18 protein-coding genes are annotated in these 16,363 nt (G+C 63.9%); 6 read left to right on the plus strand and 12 right to left on the minus strand.

All coding sequences use genetic code 11. The features are described from left to right. Positions 1-2: 2 nt before the first annotated feature. Both fadD1 and fadD2 read right to left on the minus strand, forming a co-directional pair. Positions 3-1,700, minus strand: a complete 1,698-nt coding sequence (gene fadD1, locus IAE40_RS13990; RefSeq protein WP_186666884.1) for a long-chain-fatty-acid--CoA ligase FadD1 — start codon at positions 1,698-1,700, stop codon at positions 3-5. A gap of 445 nt (positions 1,701-2,145) precedes the next feature. Next, on the minus strand, positions 2,146-3,834 hold the full coding sequence (gene fadD2, locus IAE40_RS13995; protein WP_063543708.1) for a long-chain-fatty-acid--CoA ligase FadD2: 1,689 nt from the start codon (positions 3,832-3,834) through the stop codon (positions 2,146-2,148). Positions 3,835-4,035: 201 nt separating this feature from the next. Between fadD2 and IAE40_RS14000 the strand changes: the two genes are divergently transcribed. Next, positions 4,036-4,980, plus strand: coding sequence for an alpha/beta hydrolase (locus IAE40_RS14000; RefSeq protein ID WP_054893310.1), 945 nt, complete (start codon positions 4,036-4,038; stop codon positions 4,978-4,980). Positions 4,981-5,013: 33 nt separating this feature from the next. Then, positions 5,014-5,484: a MaoC family dehydratase gene (locus IAE40_RS14005; RefSeq protein WP_054893311.1), complete on the plus strand. Its 471-nt coding sequence runs from the start codon at positions 5,014-5,016 to the stop codon at positions 5,482-5,484. Between the two features lie 23 nt (positions 5,485-5,507). On the opposite strand, the gene IAE40_RS14010 is transcribed toward IAE40_RS14005, so the two are convergent. The 5 genes from IAE40_RS14010 to IAE40_RS14030 all read right to left on the minus strand — a co-directional run bounded on the left by IAE40_RS14010 (position 5,508) and on the right by IAE40_RS14030 (position 9,118). Further along, a complete protein-coding gene (locus tag IAE40_RS14010) occupies positions 5,508-6,755 on the minus strand; it encodes an RNA polymerase sigma factor (RefSeq protein ID WP_200603397.1) in 1,248 nt (415 codons plus the stop codon). Positions 6,756-6,797: 42 nt separating this feature from the next. Continuing rightward, positions 6,798-7,142: a YciI family protein gene (locus tag IAE40_RS14015; RefSeq protein ID WP_063543704.1), complete on the minus strand. Its 345-nt coding sequence runs from the start codon at positions 7,140-7,142 to the stop codon at positions 6,798-6,800. A gap of 24 nt (positions 7,143-7,166) precedes the next feature. Next, entirely contained in the window at positions 7,167-7,592 is a 426-nt protein-coding gene (locus IAE40_RS14020; protein WP_197889920.1) for a YybH family protein, read from the minus strand. A gap of 149 nt (positions 7,593-7,741) precedes the next feature. Next, positions 7,742-8,074, minus strand: coding sequence for a type II toxin-antitoxin system HicB family antitoxin (locus IAE40_RS14025; RefSeq protein WP_197889922.1), 333 nt, complete (start codon positions 8,072-8,074; stop codon positions 7,742-7,744). A gap of 90 nt (positions 8,075-8,164) precedes the next feature. Next, complete coding sequence (locus tag IAE40_RS14030; protein WP_200603398.1) at positions 8,165-9,118, minus strand: threonine dehydratase; 954 nt, start codon at positions 9,116-9,118, stop codon at positions 8,165-8,167. 75 nt (positions 9,119-9,193) lie between these two features. Here IAE40_RS14030 and IAE40_RS14035 point away from each other — a divergent pair, with 75 nt between their 5' ends. Further along, complete coding sequence (locus tag IAE40_RS14035) at positions 9,194-10,564, plus strand: aminotransferase-like domain-containing protein (RefSeq protein ID WP_197889933.1); 1,371 nt, start codon at positions 9,194-9,196, stop codon at positions 10,562-10,564. Positions 10,565-10,567: 3 nt separating this feature from the next. Here the strand turns inward: IAE40_RS14035 and IAE40_RS14040 are convergent, their stop codons facing one another. Next, entirely contained in the window at positions 10,568-10,822 is a 255-nt protein-coding gene (locus IAE40_RS14040; protein WP_054893315.1) for a DUF2790 domain-containing protein, read from the minus strand. Between the two features lie 221 nt (positions 10,823-11,043). Here IAE40_RS14040 and IAE40_RS14045 point away from each other — a divergent pair, with 221 nt between their 5' ends. Next, complete coding sequence (locus tag IAE40_RS14045) at positions 11,044-11,493, plus strand: GNAT family N-acetyltransferase (RefSeq protein ID WP_200603399.1); 450 nt, start codon at positions 11,044-11,046, stop codon at positions 11,491-11,493. On the opposite strand, the gene def is transcribed toward IAE40_RS14045, so the two are convergent. The 3 genes from def to IAE40_RS14060 form a co-directional block, all read right to left on the minus strand. Then, positions 11,448-11,984 carry a peptide deformylase gene (def, locus tag IAE40_RS14050; protein WP_065861448.1) on the minus strand — a complete coding sequence of 179 codons (537 nt, stop codon included), beginning with the start codon at positions 11,982-11,984 and terminating at the stop codon, positions 11,448-11,450. The genes IAE40_RS14045 and def overlap by 46 nt on opposite strands. Beyond that, entirely contained in the window at positions 11,984-12,940 is a 957-nt protein-coding gene (locus IAE40_RS14055) for a YihY/virulence factor BrkB family protein (protein ID WP_054893318.1), read from the minus strand. Before IAE40_RS14055 ends, def begins: the two co-directional genes overlap by 1 nt. Before the next feature lie 185 nt (positions 12,941-13,125). Further along, positions 13,126-13,305 carry a CsbD family protein gene (locus tag IAE40_RS14060; RefSeq protein ID WP_063543694.1) on the minus strand — a complete coding sequence of 60 codons (180 nt, stop codon included), beginning with the start codon at positions 13,303-13,305 and terminating at the stop codon, positions 13,126-13,128. Positions 13,306-13,522: 217 nt separating this feature from the next. Here IAE40_RS14060 and IAE40_RS14065 point away from each other — a divergent pair, with 217 nt between their 5' ends. Both IAE40_RS14065 and IAE40_RS14070 read left to right on the plus strand, forming a co-directional pair. Next, positions 13,523-14,995: a right-handed parallel beta-helix repeat-containing protein gene (locus IAE40_RS14065; RefSeq protein ID WP_200603400.1), complete on the plus strand. Its 1,473-nt coding sequence runs from the start codon at positions 13,523-13,525 to the stop codon at positions 14,993-14,995. Between the two features lie 126 nt (positions 14,996-15,121). After that, a complete protein-coding gene (locus IAE40_RS14070; RefSeq protein ID WP_200603401.1) occupies positions 15,122-15,502 on the plus strand; it encodes a hypothetical protein in 381 nt (126 codons plus the stop codon). On the opposite strand, the gene IAE40_RS14075 is transcribed toward IAE40_RS14070, so the two are convergent. Then, positions 15,503-16,339 carry a CvfB family protein gene (locus tag IAE40_RS14075; RefSeq protein WP_200603402.1) on the minus strand — a complete coding sequence of 279 codons (837 nt, stop codon included), beginning with the start codon at positions 16,337-16,339 and terminating at the stop codon, positions 15,503-15,505. Positions 16,340-16,363 lie beyond the last annotated feature (24 nt).

Raw genomic sequence — 16,363 nt, forward strand, 5'->3', positions numbered from 1 at the left:
AATCAGGCGATCTTCTTCAGCCCCAGCTTCTTCATCTCTTCGTCGCGCAACTCACGACGCAGGATCTTGCCGACGTTGGTGGTCGGCAGGGCATCGCGGAACTCGATGAACCGCGGCACCTTGTAGCCGGTGACGTTGGCACGCATGTGCTCCATCACCTGCTCCTTGGTCAGCGTGACACCCGGCTTGGCGACGATGAACATCTTGATCACCTCGCCCGACTTCTCGTCCGGCACGCCGATCGCGGCACACTGCAGCACGCCCGGCAGGGAGACCAGCACGTCTTCCAGCTCGTTGGGGTACACGTTGAAGCCCGAGACCAGGATCATGTCCTTCTTGCGGTCGACGATGCGCATGTAGCCGTCGGGCTGAATCACCGCGATGTCGCCGGTCTTCAGCCAGCCTTCGCTGTCGAGGATCTCGGCGGTGGCGTCTTCGCGCTGCCAGTAGCCCTTCATCACCTGCGGGCCCTTGATGCACAGCTCACCGACTTCTCCCAGCGGCAGTTCCTGGCCGCTGTCGTCGATGACCTTGCACAGGGTGGACGGCACCGGGATACCGATGGTGCCGATCTGGTTGGCTTCGGACGGGTTGACCGCCGCCACCGGGCTGGTCTCGGTCATGCCGTAGCCTTCGCAGATGGCGCAGCCGGTGACCGCCTTCCAGCGCTCGGCCACGCTCAGTTGCAGGGCCATGCCACCGGAAAGCGTCACCTTCAGCGCCGAGAAGTCCAGGCTGCGGAAGGTTTCGTTGTTGCACAGGGCGACGAACAGGGTGTTCAGCCCGACGAAACCGCTGAACTTCCACTTGCCCAGTTCCTTGACCATCGCCGGCAGGTCGCGCGGGTTGCTGATCAGCACGTTGTGGTTGCCGATCAGCATCATGGCCATGCAATGGAAGGTGAACGCATAGATGTGGTACAGCGGCAGCGGCGTGATGATGATCTCGGAGCCTTCCTGCAGGTTCGAGCCCATCAAGGCGCGGCACTGCAGCATGTTGGAGACCAGATTGCGGTGGGTCAGCATCGCGCCCTTGGCCACACCCGTAGTGCCGCCGGTGTATTGCAGCACAGCCACGTCATTGGCTTGCGGGCTGGCCTCGATGACCGGCTGGCCGCGGCCCTTGGCCAGTGCGTCGTTGAAGCGCACCGCCTGGGGCAGGCTGTAGGCCGGCACCATCTTCTTCACATACTTGATGACGCTGTTGATCAGCACGCGCTTGAGCGGTGGCAGCAGGTCGGCCACCTCGGTGACGATGACATGCTTGACCTGGGTCTTGGGCAGGACCTTCTCGACCAGGTGCGCCATGTTGGCCAGGCACACCACGGCCTTGGCACCGGAGTCGGTGAACTGATGCTCGAGTTCACGCGCGGTGTACAGCGGGTTGGTGTTGACCACGACCAGGCCGGCGCGCATGGCACCGAACACAGCGACGGGATATTGCAGTACATTGGGCAGTTGCACGGCGATGCGATCGCCGGGCTTGAGGTCGGTGTGCTGTTGCAGCCAGGCCGCGAAAGCGCCGGACAGGGTATACAGCTCGCCGTAGGTGAGGGTCTTGCCGAGGTTGCTGAACGCCGGTTTGTCGGCGAAGCGCTGGCAGGATTGCTTCAGTACGGCCTGGATGTTGGGGAATTCGTCAGGATTGATTTCCGCCGTAATTCCGGCTGGGTATTTATCCTTCCAAAAATGTTCGATCATGGAAGCCCACTCCTTTAGCAACAGCGAATTCTTCACGCGTCGATGCGTTTATTATTGATATGAGATGAAGGGATTCATTGCAAACCGCATCATCTGAAAGCGCGCCGAGAGTAACAGCTTTGCCTGGGGTCGCCTAGAGGGCTTAGCAAGCCTCAACAGTCACCAAAGTGACTCAATGAACTCTATAAGTCATTTCTAGAGTATTTAATCAAAATGTCGCATTGCGGTGCGTGCGGCAGTCGACTCGGTCCCTGTAGGAGCGGGCTTGTCCCGCGATCGGGCGCGAAGCGGCCGCAAGCCAGGCAGTCGAGATCGTCCTGATAAATCTCGGTGCCAGGTTCTACGGCCGCTTCGCGCCCGATCGCGGGACAAACCCGCTCCCACAGGGATTGGGCTGGACTTTAAATTCTGAGCAAGACAATTGCTCCCACAGATGCGCTGGATTTCAGGCGATGTCGCGCAACTCCCGACGCAGGATCTTGCCTACCGGCGTCATGGGCAGTGAATCGCGCAGCACGATGTGCTTGGGCACCTTGTAGCCGGTGAAGTTGGCCTTGCAGAAGGTCTTGAGCTCCTCGACGCTGACACCGCCCGCCCGAGGAACCACGAACAGTTTTACCGCTTCGCCGGAGCGTTCGTCGGGCACGCCGATCACCGCGCAACTGGCCACCTGCGGGTGGCCCATGACCACGTCCTCGATCTCGTTGGGATACACGTTGAAGCCCGAGACGATGATCATGTCCTTCTTGCGGTCGACGATGCGGGTGAAGCCGTCCGGGTCGATCACCGCGATGTCACCGGTCTTGAACCAGCCGTCGGCATCCAGCGCCTGGGCTGTCGCCTCCGGCTGTTGCCAATAGCCCTTCATCACCTGCGGCCCCTTGATGCACAGCTCGCCGCGTTCGCCCAGCGGCATCTCGTTGCCGTCGTCGTCGATGACCTTGAACGCGGTGCCGACCACCGGGATGCCCACCGTACCCAGCCGCGCCAGTTGCCCGTAGGGGTTGGTGCTCGCCACCGGTGAGGTTTCGGTCAGGCCGTAACCCTCGACGATGCGACAGCCGGTCAGGCTCTCCCAGCGCTCGGCGGTGGCCTTGACCAACGCTGTGCCGCCCGAGTTGGTGACCTTCAGCGCCGAGAAATCCAGCGACTTGAAGCCCGGGTTGTCCATCAGCGCGACGAACAAGGTGTTCAAGCCCAGCAATGCTGAAAAGCGCCACTTGCCCAGCTCCTTGATGAAGCCCGGAATGTCGCGCGGATTGGTGATCAGTACGTTGTGATTGCCCGTGACCATCATGCACATGCAATTCGCAGTGAAGGCATAGATGTGATACAGCGGTAGCGGCGCGATCATCACCTCCTGCCCTTCCTTGATCAGCGGCTGGCCGTCGGGCCCGTGCTGGGCGAAGCAGGCCAGCACCTGCAGCATGTTGGCGACCAGGTTGCCGTGGGTGAGCATCGCGCCCTTGGCCAGCCCCGTGGTGCCGCCGGTGTATTGCAATACGGCGACATCCTCGAGCGTCTGCACCACCGGCTTGTACGTGAGTTCACGGCCCTCGCGCAGTACCTGCTTGAACGACACGGCCTGGGGCAGGCGGTAGGCCGGCACCATCTTCTTCAGCTTGTCGACCACCGTGTTGACCAGCCAGCCCTTGGCGGCCGGCAGCAGGTCGCCCATCTTCGCCTCGATCAGGTATTCGATGCCGGTGTCGGGCAGCACCGTCTGCACGCGCTGGCCGAACATGTTCAGGTACACCAGCGCACGGGCGCCGGAATCCTTGAACTGGTGGCGCATCTCGCGCTCGGTGTACAGCGGGTTGGTGTTGACCACGATCAGCCCGGCGCGCATCGCGCCGAAGACGGCGATGGGGTATTGCAGGACATTGGGCATCTGCACGGCGATGCGATCACCGGGCTTGAGGTCGGTGTGCTGTTGCAACCAGGCCGCAAAGGCCGCCGAATGGCGCTCCAGCTCGGCATAACTGAGGGTGACGCCGAGGTTGCTGAACGCCGGGCGGTCGGCGAAGCGCTTGCAGGAACGCTCGAACACTTCGACGACGGATTTGTAAGCAGTGATGTCTATGGTGGAAGGCACGCCCGCCGGGCGCTTGTCATTCCAGAAGTCGGCTTGCATTTATTGTTGTTCCTCAGCCTGAACCGTCCATGACCTGATTGCCCAACGGCAAAAAGGCGTTGAGCCGACGTTAGCAGGTAAGCCGGAGGTGGCAAATACGCCAAGGCCTGCCATTAACATTGTGAATCTTATTTGTGCCCCTGCTGCAATCCTGGTCATTGTGCATACACTGAGCTCAATCCCGTGCACAAAGGATTTTCCATGGCCCACGACGCCTTCTGGCTGCCCGCCAGCGAGCACTGCAGTCTGTACGTCCACCAGTGGCTGCCGCAGACGCCGGTCAAGGCCGTGGTGCTGCTGGCCCATGGCATGGCCGAGCACGCCGGGCGCTACCGGCGCCTGGGCCATGCGCTGAACGATGCCGGCTTTGCCCTGTTCGCCCCTGATCTACGTGGCCACGGCCGCACCGCAGAGCTAGGTAGCCTCGGCCTGTTCGCCCACCACCACGGCTGGAACACGGTGGTCAACGACCTGGGCCTGCTCAGCCAGCACATCGGCCAGCAGTTCCCCGGCACGCCGCTGTTCCTGTTCGGCCACAGCATGGGCAGCTACATCGCTCAGGCGTACCTGCTGCACCACAGTGGCAGCCTGCATGGGGCGGTGCTCAGCGGCTCGAACTTCCAGCCGGCTGCGCTCTATCGCGCAGCACGCCTGATCGCCCGCCTGGAGGCCTGGCGCCAGGGGGTGGAGGGCAAGAGCGCGCTGATCGACTGGCTGTCGTTCGGCTCGTTCAACAAGGCCTTCAAACCCAACCGCACGGCGTTCGACTGGCTCAGCCGCGACCCGGCCGAGGTCGACGCCTACGTCGACGACCCGCTGTGCGGCTTTCGTTGCAGCAACCAGCTGTGGCTCGACCTGCTGCAAGGCCTGGCACAGATCAGCCAGCCGCGCCATCTGGCGCAGATCGATCCGAACCTGCCGATGCTGGTGATCGGCGGCGAATGTGATCCGGTCAGCGCTGGCAAGCGTCTCACCCACCTGGCCAACGCCCTGCGCGCGACCGGCAATCGCCATGTACAATTGCGCGTCTACCCGCAGGCACGCCACGAAGTGCTCAACGAAACCAATCGCGACGAGGTCACCCACGACATCATTGCCTGGCTGGAGCAGGCGCTGGCCCTTGGCCGCCCTGCCCGCAGCGAATGATGTGCACCACCTCGTCCCTCCAAGGAAGCCCTGATGACCCAGGTCACCAACACGCCCTACGAAGCCCTCGAAGTCGGCCAGAAAGCCAGCTATGAAAAATCGGTGGAAGAACGCGACATCCAGCTGTTCGCCGCCATGTCCGGTGACCACAACCCCGTGCACCTGGACGCCGAGTTCGCGGCCAAGAGCATGTTCCGCGAGCGCATCGCCCACGGCATGTTCAGCGGCGCACTGATCAGCGCTGCGGTTGCCTGCACCCTGCCAGGCCCCGGCACCATCTACCTGGGGCAGAAGATGAGCTTCCAGAAGCCGGTGAAGATTGGCGACACCCTGACCGTACGCCTGGAAATCCTCGAGAAGCTGCCCAAGTTCAAGGTGCGCATCGCCACCAACGTGTACAACCAGAACGACGAACTGGTAGTCGAGGGCGAGGCCGAGATCCTGGCACCCCGCAAGCAGCAGACGGTGGAGCTGGTATCGCCGCCGAACTTTGTTGCCGGCTGACCGAGCAGTATCCTGTCGCGGATCTACCTGCGACAGGGCTCCAACGCCCTGAGGCAGCGCTCGATATGCCGCCGCTCGGGTTCCTGGCGGGCCAGCGCCAGCGCCCTGACCCACGCCTCCCGGGCCTGCTGCACATGGCCCAGTTGCCCGTGCAACTGAGCCCGGGCCGCATGGGCCAGATGGTAGTCGAGCAACTCGCCCCGCCCCAGAATCGCCTCCACCTCTGCCAGGCCCGTCGCCGCGCCGTCACGACTGGCCAGCGCCACTGCGCGGTTGAGTTCGATCACAGGTGACGGCCAGTGCCGCAGCAGCACGTCATACAGGCCGACGATCTCTGCCCAGTCGGTCTCCTGGGCGCTGGCGGCCTCGGCATGCACCGCAGCGATCGCCGCCTGCACGCTGTAGGGCCCGATATCACGGCTGCCCAGCGCATGACGCACCAGGGCGCACCCCTCCTCGATCTGTGCCTTGTCCCACAGGCTACGGTCCTGCTGGTCGAGCAGCACCAGCTCGCCTTCGCCATCGGTGCGCGCCCGCAGCCGCGAGGCCTGCAACAGCATCAACGCCAGCAGGCCGAACACCTCCGGGTCTGGCAGCAATTGCGCCAGCAGCCGCCCCAGCCGGATCGCCTCGTCGCACAGGTCGCGCTGCACCAGGTCTTCCCCTGCCGATGCCGAATAGCCTTCGTTGAACACCAGGTAAATCACCCGCAACACACTTTCCAGGCGCTCGGCCAGTTCGCCCATCGCGGGCACCTGGTAGGGAATCCGTGCATCGCGGATCTTGGCCTTGGCCCGCACGATGCGCTGGGCGATGGTCGAGGGCGACTGCAGGAACGCGCGGGCGATCTGCTCGGTGGTCAGGTCGCACACCTCACGCAGGGTCAAAGGCACCTGGGCATCGGCGGACAACGCCGGGTGGCAACAGGTGAAGATCAAGCGCAAACGGTCGTCAGCGAGCAGTTCCTCCTCGCTCGGATCCTGCGCCGGGTCTTCGAGTTGCATGATCAGCTGTGCCTGCGAACGGTCGAAACGGGCGCGGCGGCGCAAGGCATCGATGGCCTTGAAACGCCCGGCCGAGACCAGCCAGGCCCGCGGGTTGGCCGGCATGCCGTCGCGCTGCCAGCGTTCGACGGCAATGAAGAAGGCATCATGCAGGGCCTCCTCGGCGAGGTCGAAATCACCCAACAGACGGATCAGGGTCGCCAGGATGCGCCGCGAGTCGCGGCGGTAGATAACCTCGACCTGGGCATGCAGCTCATCACCCGTCATCGTGTTGCGGTCCGCGGCGTCATCTTGGCTGACCTCCCGTCATCAGGGTTGCAGTTCGCGCACCGGCCTCACTTCGACACTGCCGACCCGCGCCGCCGGAATACCTTTGGCGATGTTCAGTGCCTCGTTAAGGTCGCGGGCATCGACCAGGTAGAAGCCGGCCAGTTGCTCCTTGGTTTCCGCAAAGGGCCCGTCGGTCAGGCTCATCTTGCCAGCGCGCATGCGCACGGTGGTGGCCGTCTGCACCGGCTTGAGCGCCTCGGCCGCAAGCATCCGCCCTGAGCCGTGCAGGGACTCGGCGTAAGCCATGCACTCGGCGTCTTCGGGGCTGTCGGGCAGGCTGTGCAACAGCCCCTCGTCACAATAGACCAGGCACAGGTATTTCATGATCGTCTCCAGCTGACGGGCGGTTCAGGGCTTGAGGTCGAAGCGAGCCTTCTGGGTTTCCATGTCGAACGGTGCCGACCAGTGCTCATGGATCACCTGCCAGCGCCCTGCACTACGACGATAGCCCACCGTGACGCGCATGAAGCCGCACTGGCTTTCATCGTCGGCCGGGCCGCAGCGGTTGAGCCAATGCGCCAGGGCCAGGTCGCCATCGGCCTGAACGTCCAGCTCGGCCACCTCGAAGACCATCGGACCGGTGCAAAAGCCCATGCACATTTCCCAATGCGCCTGGTAGGCAGCCTTGCCCTTGAATTGCAGGGCCTGAATGGCGTCGAAGGCAACGATGTCATCGGCATAGGGCGCGACGATGGCCGGCAGGTCGCGCTCGCGCACAGCCTGGATCCAGCCTTCGATGAGTTGACGGATTTCGGTTTCGGCGGCGGTATTCATGGGGAAGCCTCCAGCAGGTCATCAGTGGGTGGCGCCGAGTGTTTGCGGCGCCTTCACTGATGGTCGACTGGGGATGGGAGGAATCGACAACGCTGGAAAACTTTTTGCGGTTTTCCGTTATCGGCCTGTGCCGACGGGCCTTCGCAGGTTCAAGCCCGCGCCGCCTGCTCGAACACTTCGTCGGCCCATTGGTTGAGACTCTTGCCTGCAGCTCGCGCTGCGACACTTGCGGCAGCGTGCACTTCAGGACGAATACGCAGCATCACTTTGCCGGAGGCCGGTTTTTCCGGGGCAATGCCCTGCTCGGCACAATCCGCCAGATAATCTTCCAAGGCTTGAGCGAAAGCTTCGTGCAACGCAGGCACCGAGCTTGCGTGAAAGCTGATGATGTCACGCATCCCCAGTACACGGCCGACGAACAGGTCGTCGCGGTCGTCGTAATCGATGCGGGCAACATAGCCCTTGTAGCGCATGCAACTCATATCCCAACTCCCGCCCTATAGAAAGTGCTATCAAATTAAGATATCACCACTCTCGCCGATACTGATTCAGGATTTTTCGTTGCGCACTCTCTACCCAGCCAACACCTGCGCATAACGCGCGCGGTCCACGTTGGCCCCGCTCAACACCACCGCAACCCTCCTGCCCTGCTGGCGTTCGCGCTCCTGCAACAGTGCGGCCAGCGCTGCGGCGCCCGCGCCTTCGGCGGTGTTGTGGGTGGTCTCGTGGTAGAGGCGCATGGCCTGGGCGATTTCGTCATCGCTCACCCGCACGATCCGCGCGGCATGCTCGCGCACCAGGGCGAAGGCCTCCGGGTGCGGCACGCGGCAGGCCATGCCGTCGGCAAAGGTGTCGGCGGTGGCCGTGGTGACGATACGCCCCAGCTCGAAGCTCTGTGCATAGGCATCCGCGGCGCTGGACACCACGCCAACGATCTCGGTCCGCAGCCCCAGGAGGTTGCGCGCCTGGATCAGCCCGCAGATGCCCGAACCCATGCCGATCGGCACATACACGGTGTCGAGCTCCGACACGGCCTCGAACAGCTCCAGCGCATAGGTCGCCACGCCGCGTACCAGCTCCGGGTGGAACGAGGGCACCATCCGGTAGCCGCGCTGTTCAGCCAGCTGGGCGGCGTACTCACGGGCCACGTCGAAATCGACACCGTGCTCGATCAGTTCCGCACCCAGCGCACGCATGGCGGCGTTCTTCTCCCGCGAGTTGCCTTCGGGCACCACGATCACCAGCGGCAAGCCTGCCTGGCGCGCCGCCAGGGCCATGCTCTGGCCGTGATTGCCGCGGGTGGCGGTGACCAGCCCCGGAGGCACATCACCGCTGGCCAGCAGCGAGCGCACATAGACCAGCCCGCCGCGCACCTTGAATGCGCCAGTCGGCGCATGGTTCTCATGCTTGACCCACAGTTGGCAGCCGACCCGCTCGGCGAGCAACGGCCAGACGTGCTGTGGCGTCGCAGGCACATGCTGGTGAACGAAATCAGCGGCTTCGCGCAGCGCTGTGAGGTCGAACATGGCGATCATCCTTCATCGAGGGCAGTTGCGACGATCCTGAGCGCCGGGCATTGTATGGGTCAAACCTTATATTGCATGGGTAGCAATTTCGTGTGGACCCCGGAACTGATCGACGACGCCCAACCCCGCTACCTGGCACTGGTCGATGCCATCGCCGCCGCCATCGAACGCGGTGAGCTCAAGGTAGGGGAACGCCTGCCGCCACAACGGCGCCTGGCCTGGAAGCTGGGGCTCAACCCGAGCACCACCCAGCAGGCTTATCGCGAAGCTGCCGCGCGACATCTGGTGGCCGGCGAAGTCGGGCGAGGTACCTACGTATTGGCGGGTAGCAAGGAAGCAACGCTGTTTCGCCTCAAGCAGCACGACCGGCATTCGTCGCTGATCGACCTGTCGACCAACGTACCCGTGGCCGATCCGCACCCGCACGACCTGCAGCACAGCCTCCAGGCATTGCTGCAGGCGGACGACCTCAACCTGCTCGATCACTACCTCGATCATGACCAGTTGCTGCTCGCTCGTCTGCACGGCGCACGCTGGCTGGCCCAGCGCGGGCTGACGCTGGGCGCTGACGACCTGCTGCTGTGCGGCGGCGCCCAGCAAGGGCTGGCCTGTGTGCTGCAGTCGCTGTGCCAGCCTGGCGAGGCGGTCATGGTCGAAGCCCTGACCGCACCAGGGATAAAGGCTGCGTGCCGCCAGTTGCGCCTGCCAGTGCATGGCGTGGCCCTGGATCACCAAGGGCTGCGCCCGGATGAGCTCGACCGGGTGACGCGGGCCACCGGCGCCAAGGTGCTGGTGACCACACCCACCCTGCACAACCCCACCGGGGCGTGCATGGGCGACAGCCGTCGCCAGGCCGTCGCCGAGGTGGTGAAGCGCCACGGCCTGCGGGTGATCGAGGACGATGTCTATGGCGCGCTGAGCGAGCGGGCGCCCTTGTACCCCTTGCTCGACGGTCAGGGGATACTCGTCAGCAGCTTGTCCAAGACGGTCGCGGCGGGGCTGCGCCTGGGCTGGATCGCCGCACCGGCATCGGTGCTGGAACACATCGACCCGCATGCCCGGGCCACGCACTGGCCGGTATCACCGCTGAACCTGCGCATCGCCTGCCAATGGATCGCCAATGGCACAGCCGCGCGGCGACTGGCTTGGCAACGGGAGGAAATCGGGGAGCGCTGGCGCCTGGCGCGGCGGGTATTCGGTGAAGCGATGCGTGCTCAGGATGAACCCTCGCCGCATGTCTGGGTGAACACCCCAGGGCCTGCTGAAGCTTTGGTAGGGGCGTGCCGGGCACGGGGGGTCGAAGTGGTGCCGGCCAGTGTCTTCGCGGTGGGGGGCGATGAAGTGAGGGCAGTGCGGATCAGCCTGTCGGCCGCCACCAGCCGCGCGCAGCTCAAGCAAGGGCTGGACGTCGTGCGCGCGGTACTTGGCGAGCTGGCAGGCAGATAGCACTCACCCCTGCTGGCAACCCTCGCCCATGGCTCGGTACTGAATGGTGTGCACCTGACCCTGATGATCTTCATAGGTCATGGTTGCCGGCACCACCTCGCAGACATCGGGGATGGTCGACAGATTGATCACCCGCTTGATATCCAGGTTCATCGAGTAATCGTACTGCACCGGGGGCTGGGTCTGGGTGGTCTTGGCCTCGTCCGCGAGGGCGAGCGAAGACATCCCGACCAATGCAAGAATGAGTAATGTTTTCATGAGTCTGTGGCCTTGAAAGCAATCACGTTGATCGATTGACTTCTTATGCCGTCACTGGCGCGGAGAAGTTGTCATCGTCGGCGATGACACGAAGCACCGATCCCGCATCGTCGTACTGCAGAAGGGATGAGTGAAATTCTACGCCCGCCACCGAATACTTGAACCCTGCAGTCGGATATTCACCCTTGCCAGATTTGCAACAATCTGCGACAAAGCCCCCCATGACCCTGCCCGAATTCCTCCCGCTCTGCCGCTCGCAGCGCCGCCTGCTCGACCACTTCTACCGCCAGCACGGCTCGCGCATGCGCGCCAGTGCAGAGGGCCAACTGTGGGTTGCGCGCGCGCAGGCGATGGTGGGTGCACTGAACCTGACGCCCGTCGCCGACGGCCACTGGCTGACCGGCCTGTTCGTGGCGCCGCAGTGGCGTGGCCAGGGTGTTGCCGCAGGGCTGGTCAGCGCAGCGCTGGCCAACAGCACAGGCCCGACGTGGCTGTTCTGCCACCCCGAACTGCAAAGCTTCTATGCGCGGCAGGCTTTCACAATGGCGAGCGCCCTGCCCGCCGAACTGGCCTCGCGGCTGGCCCGCTACCAGCGCAGCAAAACGCTGGTAGCGATGGTGTGCGCTCAGTCGTCGGCAACGTCGAGCCCGGGGAACAGCACATCGGTGTAGCCGAAGCGGGCAAAATCCTGGATCCGCGATGGGTAGAGCCGCCCGATGAGGTGGTCGCATTCGTGCTGCACCACCCGCGCATGGAAGCCATCGGCGAAGCGGTTGATCGGGGCCCCCTGGGGGTCGAGGCCCTCATAGCGGATGTGCTTGTAGCGGGGCACGACACCGCGCAAGCCCGGCACCGACAGGCACCCTTCCCAACCCTCCTCGAGCTCGGTGGACATCGGCGTGATCAGCGGGTTGAGCAGGATGGTCTGCGGCACGGGCTCGGCGTCCGGATAGCGCTCGCTGCGCTCGAACCCGAAGATCACCAGTTGCAGGTCGATGCCGATCTGCGGCGCGGCCAGGCCGACACCACCGACGTGGCGCATGGTCTCGAACATGTCGTCGATCAGTTGCTGCAGCTCTGGGCTGCCGATCATGTGCTCGGGCACGGGCGGTGCGATGCGCAGCAGGCGCTCATCGCCCATCTTGAGGATGTCACGGATCATCAGGGGTTCGGCTCACGGGTCTGGGGTTCGGCATGCGCGGGATGCTCATGGCCGAGCACAGTGATGGTCTCCTTCGGCTGCTCGCCGTCGAATTCCTTCTCGCCGGGGTTCTTGCCTTCAGCCGACATGTGCTCGATCACCGCATTCATCTCGGCGCCCAGCAATAGCACGGCGGCGGAGATATAGAAATACAGCAACAGCACGATGATCGCCCCGATGCTGCCGTACATGGCGTTGTAGTCGGCGAAGGTCTTGACGTAGTAGGCAAAGCCCAGCGACGCGACGATCCATACCACCACCGCCAGTACGGAGCCTGGGGTGATGAAGCGGAATTTCTGCTTGACGTCGGGCATCACGTAGTAGATCAGCGCCACCGCCACCATCATCAGGATGATGATCGCCGGCCAGCGCAGCACGGTCCAGATGGTGACGATCACTTCCTGCAGGCCGACTTGGGCCGCGATCCACTCCATCACCTGCGGCCCCAGCACCATGAGTGCGGCGGCGGCCAGCAGCATGCCGGCTATGCCGATGGTGTAGAAGATCGACAGCGGGATGCGCTTCCACACCGGGCGGCCCTCGGGCACATCGTAGGCGGCGTTCATGGCGCTCATCATCAGGCGCACGCCGGCCGAGGCCGTCCACAGGGCGATGACGATACCCACCGAGAGCAATCCGCCCTTCGATTGCTGCAACTGGTCGATCACCGGATTGACTTGCTCGAGTGCCTGGGGCGGCAGCACCAGTTCCGATTGCAGGCGCAACCAGGAGAAGAAGTCGGGCAGGTGCAGGAAACCGATCAGCGCGATCAGGAACAGAATGAAAGGGAACAGCGAGAACAGCATCTGGTAGGCCAGTGCCGAGGCATAGGTGGACATCTCGTCATCGAGGAATTCCTTGACGGTGCGCACCAGCACGCGGTGCAGAGGCAGGCCCTGCAGGGCGGGAAAAATCATAGCGTCTCCTTTCGCCGCTTGATCGTCGTGGTTGCAACTGTGCAGACAAGTCTAATAGACCACGCGCACCGCGTACTGCTCACTGGCGAAATCAGGAAAACGGCTACGGCGGACGTTGGGGCAACACGGTAAGGCCTCATGGGCGCAAACGGCGCGCCCACAAGGCCCTGTGCATCAACCGCGGTTCAAGGCTTTTTCACCGCATCCTTGACCTTGCCCACCGCCTGCTGCCCTTCGCCCTTGAGTTCCTGGGCCTTGCCCTCGGCACGCAGCTTGTCGTTGCCGGTCACTTTACCGACGCCTTGCTTGATGTTGCCAACCGCTTCGTTGGCCAGGCCCTTGGCTTTGTCTTTAGTGCCGCTCATGGCGAATCTCCTGCAAAAAAGAGACACGTGAACCGTGTCGACAAAAGGTGGACCGGTTCGCTTGCGCAAGAGTTTCAACAATTTTTCGGGCACCAAGCCGAACGGCAAACAGCGGGCGAATACCGCACCGAATTGTCCCAGCGCCGCTGCGCACTCGGAAGGCGCAGCTCTAGAATCCGGCCATCCATAAAAACAACAGTTCGTGGAAACCTTGCACATGCGATTGATGCCCCTATTCGCGGCCATGCTGCCGTTACTTCCCCTGCCCGCCCTCGCCGCCGCCCCGGCCGCCGTGCAAACCTTGCGGGTCGAGCGCTACACCGACGACGACCAACCCGGCACCCTGCGCTGGGCCCTGGAAACCAGCAACCGCAATCCCGGCCACTACCGCATCGACATCGCCGCGGTCGGCGAGCCGCCCTATGTGATCCGCCCGAGCCGGCCACTGCCGGAAATCAAGGGCCCGCTACGCATCACCGGCCTGGCCTGGGCACGTGACGGCCAGTACATCGCCATCGACGGCGCCGGCTATATCAAGGACCAGGGGGTACGCACCTGCCCTGGAGCCTTGCCCGGCCAGTTCGGCACCAATGTACGCACCACCACCAACCCCGGCCTGGTGCTGCGGGACACCCAGGGCGTGCACCTGAGCGGCCTGGAGGTGCGCAACTTCTGCATCGGCATCCTGGTCAACCGCGCCAGCGGCAACGTGATCGAAGACAACCGCATCGTCGCCAACAAGGGCGGGGCCGGGATCATGCTCACGGGCGATGACGGCGTGGGCAACCCGACGGCCACCACCACGGTCAACAACAAGGTGCTGCGCAACCAGTTGATCGACAACGGCGACGGCCTGGAGCTGACCCGCGGCGCCGCCTTCAACCTGGTGGCCGACAACCTGTTCCGCTCCACCGACGCCAACCCCGAGCCCTCCCAGGGCATCGAGATCCTGCTGGGCAACGACAACAGCGTGGTGCGCAACCGCTTCGAGAACTACTCCGACGGCCTGCAGATCAACTGGGGCAAGCGCAACTACCTGGGCGCCAATACCTTCACCGGCAACTCCATCGGCATCAGCGTGACCGGCGAGGGCAACATCCTCGACGGCAACCTGATCCACGGCAACCGCATCGGCGTGGCCCTGCGTCCGGAGCCGGAAGTCACCGCCACACGCGTCACTGCCAACCGCATCTGGGGCAATGGCCTGGATATCCGGCGCTGCGAGGCGGGTGGCTCGTGCGTAGCGGACCAGCGCACCGGCGCGATCATCTTCGGTGTGCCAGCCCAGGCCCACGCGCTGTACGTCGGCTCGCGCGGTGTCGGCGCGGAACTGGCGAAGAAGGACCAGGCGATCATCTGCGATGGCAGCGGGCAACCCCAGCCGTGCCAGCCGCTGCCCAATCACAATCAACAGGCGCCGCGTCTGACCGGGCTTGCCGGGCATGTGCTGCAAGGTGAAGTGCAAGGGCCGGCATCCAGCCTGTTGCGCATCGAAGTGTTCGGCAATGCGGCAGCGGATGGGCGGGAAGCGGAGCAGTATCTGGGCGAGGTGTTGGTCGGCAGCGATGCTCAGGGCAAGGCACGGTTCGAGAAGACGCTGGATGCCATTGCGGGGCTGAACAGCTTTACCGCGACGGTGACCACAGCCGATGGCGCGACCTCGGAGTTGAGCCAGCCGTTGCGGCGCTGACGCTCAAGGCCTCTTTGCGGGCAAACCCGTGAAGAGGCCGGCGCAACCCACCCCGCAACCCTTGCCGCGCCCCGCGCCACCCCGCACAATGTCAGGCCTTTCTGGCGTCAACCCGCAGGAACCTGCATGAAACTCGACAAACCCACCGCCATCGCCCGGCGCAACCAAGCGCTGAACCGGCCGGTGCTCGACCGCGACAACACCCTGTTCGCCATCCTCGACAAGAAACGCAACCTGTGGTGGTTCGAGGTACCGGTGGCATTGCTGCGCAAAGGCCAGCCCGACTGGGTCAACCTGCTGCTGCACACCCCGGAAACCGACGAACTGCAGCACTTGAAAGTGCCGGTCAACTTCCTGCGCGCGCATCAGGAACAGATGGAAGTCCGCCACCCCGGCAAGCGTCGCTCGACCATCAGCCTGGCGCTGAGCGCCGACCGCGACTCGCTGCTGTGCGACACCCGCCCAGGCGGTGAGCAACTGGACTTCAGCACCTTCGTGCAGGCCTGATCAGGCCCGCTCGATACGATCGTCATGGATGACGATCAGCCCTTGCTTGAACAGCCCGCCGATGGCCTTCTTGAAATTGCCCTTGCTGACGTTGAACAGCTTGGCGATCACTTCCGGGGCGCTCTTGTCGCACACCGGCAGCACGCCTCCGGCTTCGTCCAGGCGCTTGAGGATCTGCTCCTGCAGGCTGTCGGCCAAGGCCGCGCCCACCGGCTGCAGGCTCAGGGCGATCTTGCCGTCGTGGCGCACTTCCTTGATGAAGCCCTTCTCGTGCATGCCCGAGCGCAGGAACTTGAACACCTCGTTCTTGTGGATCAGGCCCCAGTGGCGGTTGTTGATGATCGCCTTGAAGCCCATCGGCGTCTCGCCCGCCACCAGCAGCTCGACCGGCTGGCCCGCCTTGTAGTCGGCCGGCGTACGGTCGAGGTAGCGGTCCAGGCGCGCGGTGGCGGTGATGCGCCGGGTGCGCTTGTCGAGGTAGGTGTGCACCACGCAGTAATCGCCGATCTTCAACTGCTGCGCCTCTTCCGAATAGGGCATCAGCAAGTCCTTGGACAGGCCCCAATCGAGGAAGATGCCGGCGCCGTTGATGTCCTTGACCTTGAGACTGGCGAACTCACCGACCTGCACCTTGGGTTTCTCGGTGGTGGCGATCAGCTGGTCTTCGCTGTCGAGGTAGATGAACACGTTCAGCCAGTCGTCGAGCTCAAGCTCGGCGTCCTTGGGAAAGTAGCGCCTGGGCAGGAGGATCTCGCCGTCGGCGCCGCCGTCCAGGTAAAGACCGAACTCCACGTGTTTCACGATTTGCAAACTGTTGTAACGCCCAAGCAGAGCCATTTCCGATGTTCCTCAAGACAAGGC

It is taken from the genome of Pseudomonas sp. S44, from assembly GCF_016624805.1.
Taxonomy (GTDB): Bacteria; Pseudomonadota; Gammaproteobacteria; order Pseudomonadales; family Pseudomonadaceae; genus Aquipseudomonas; species Aquipseudomonas machongensis.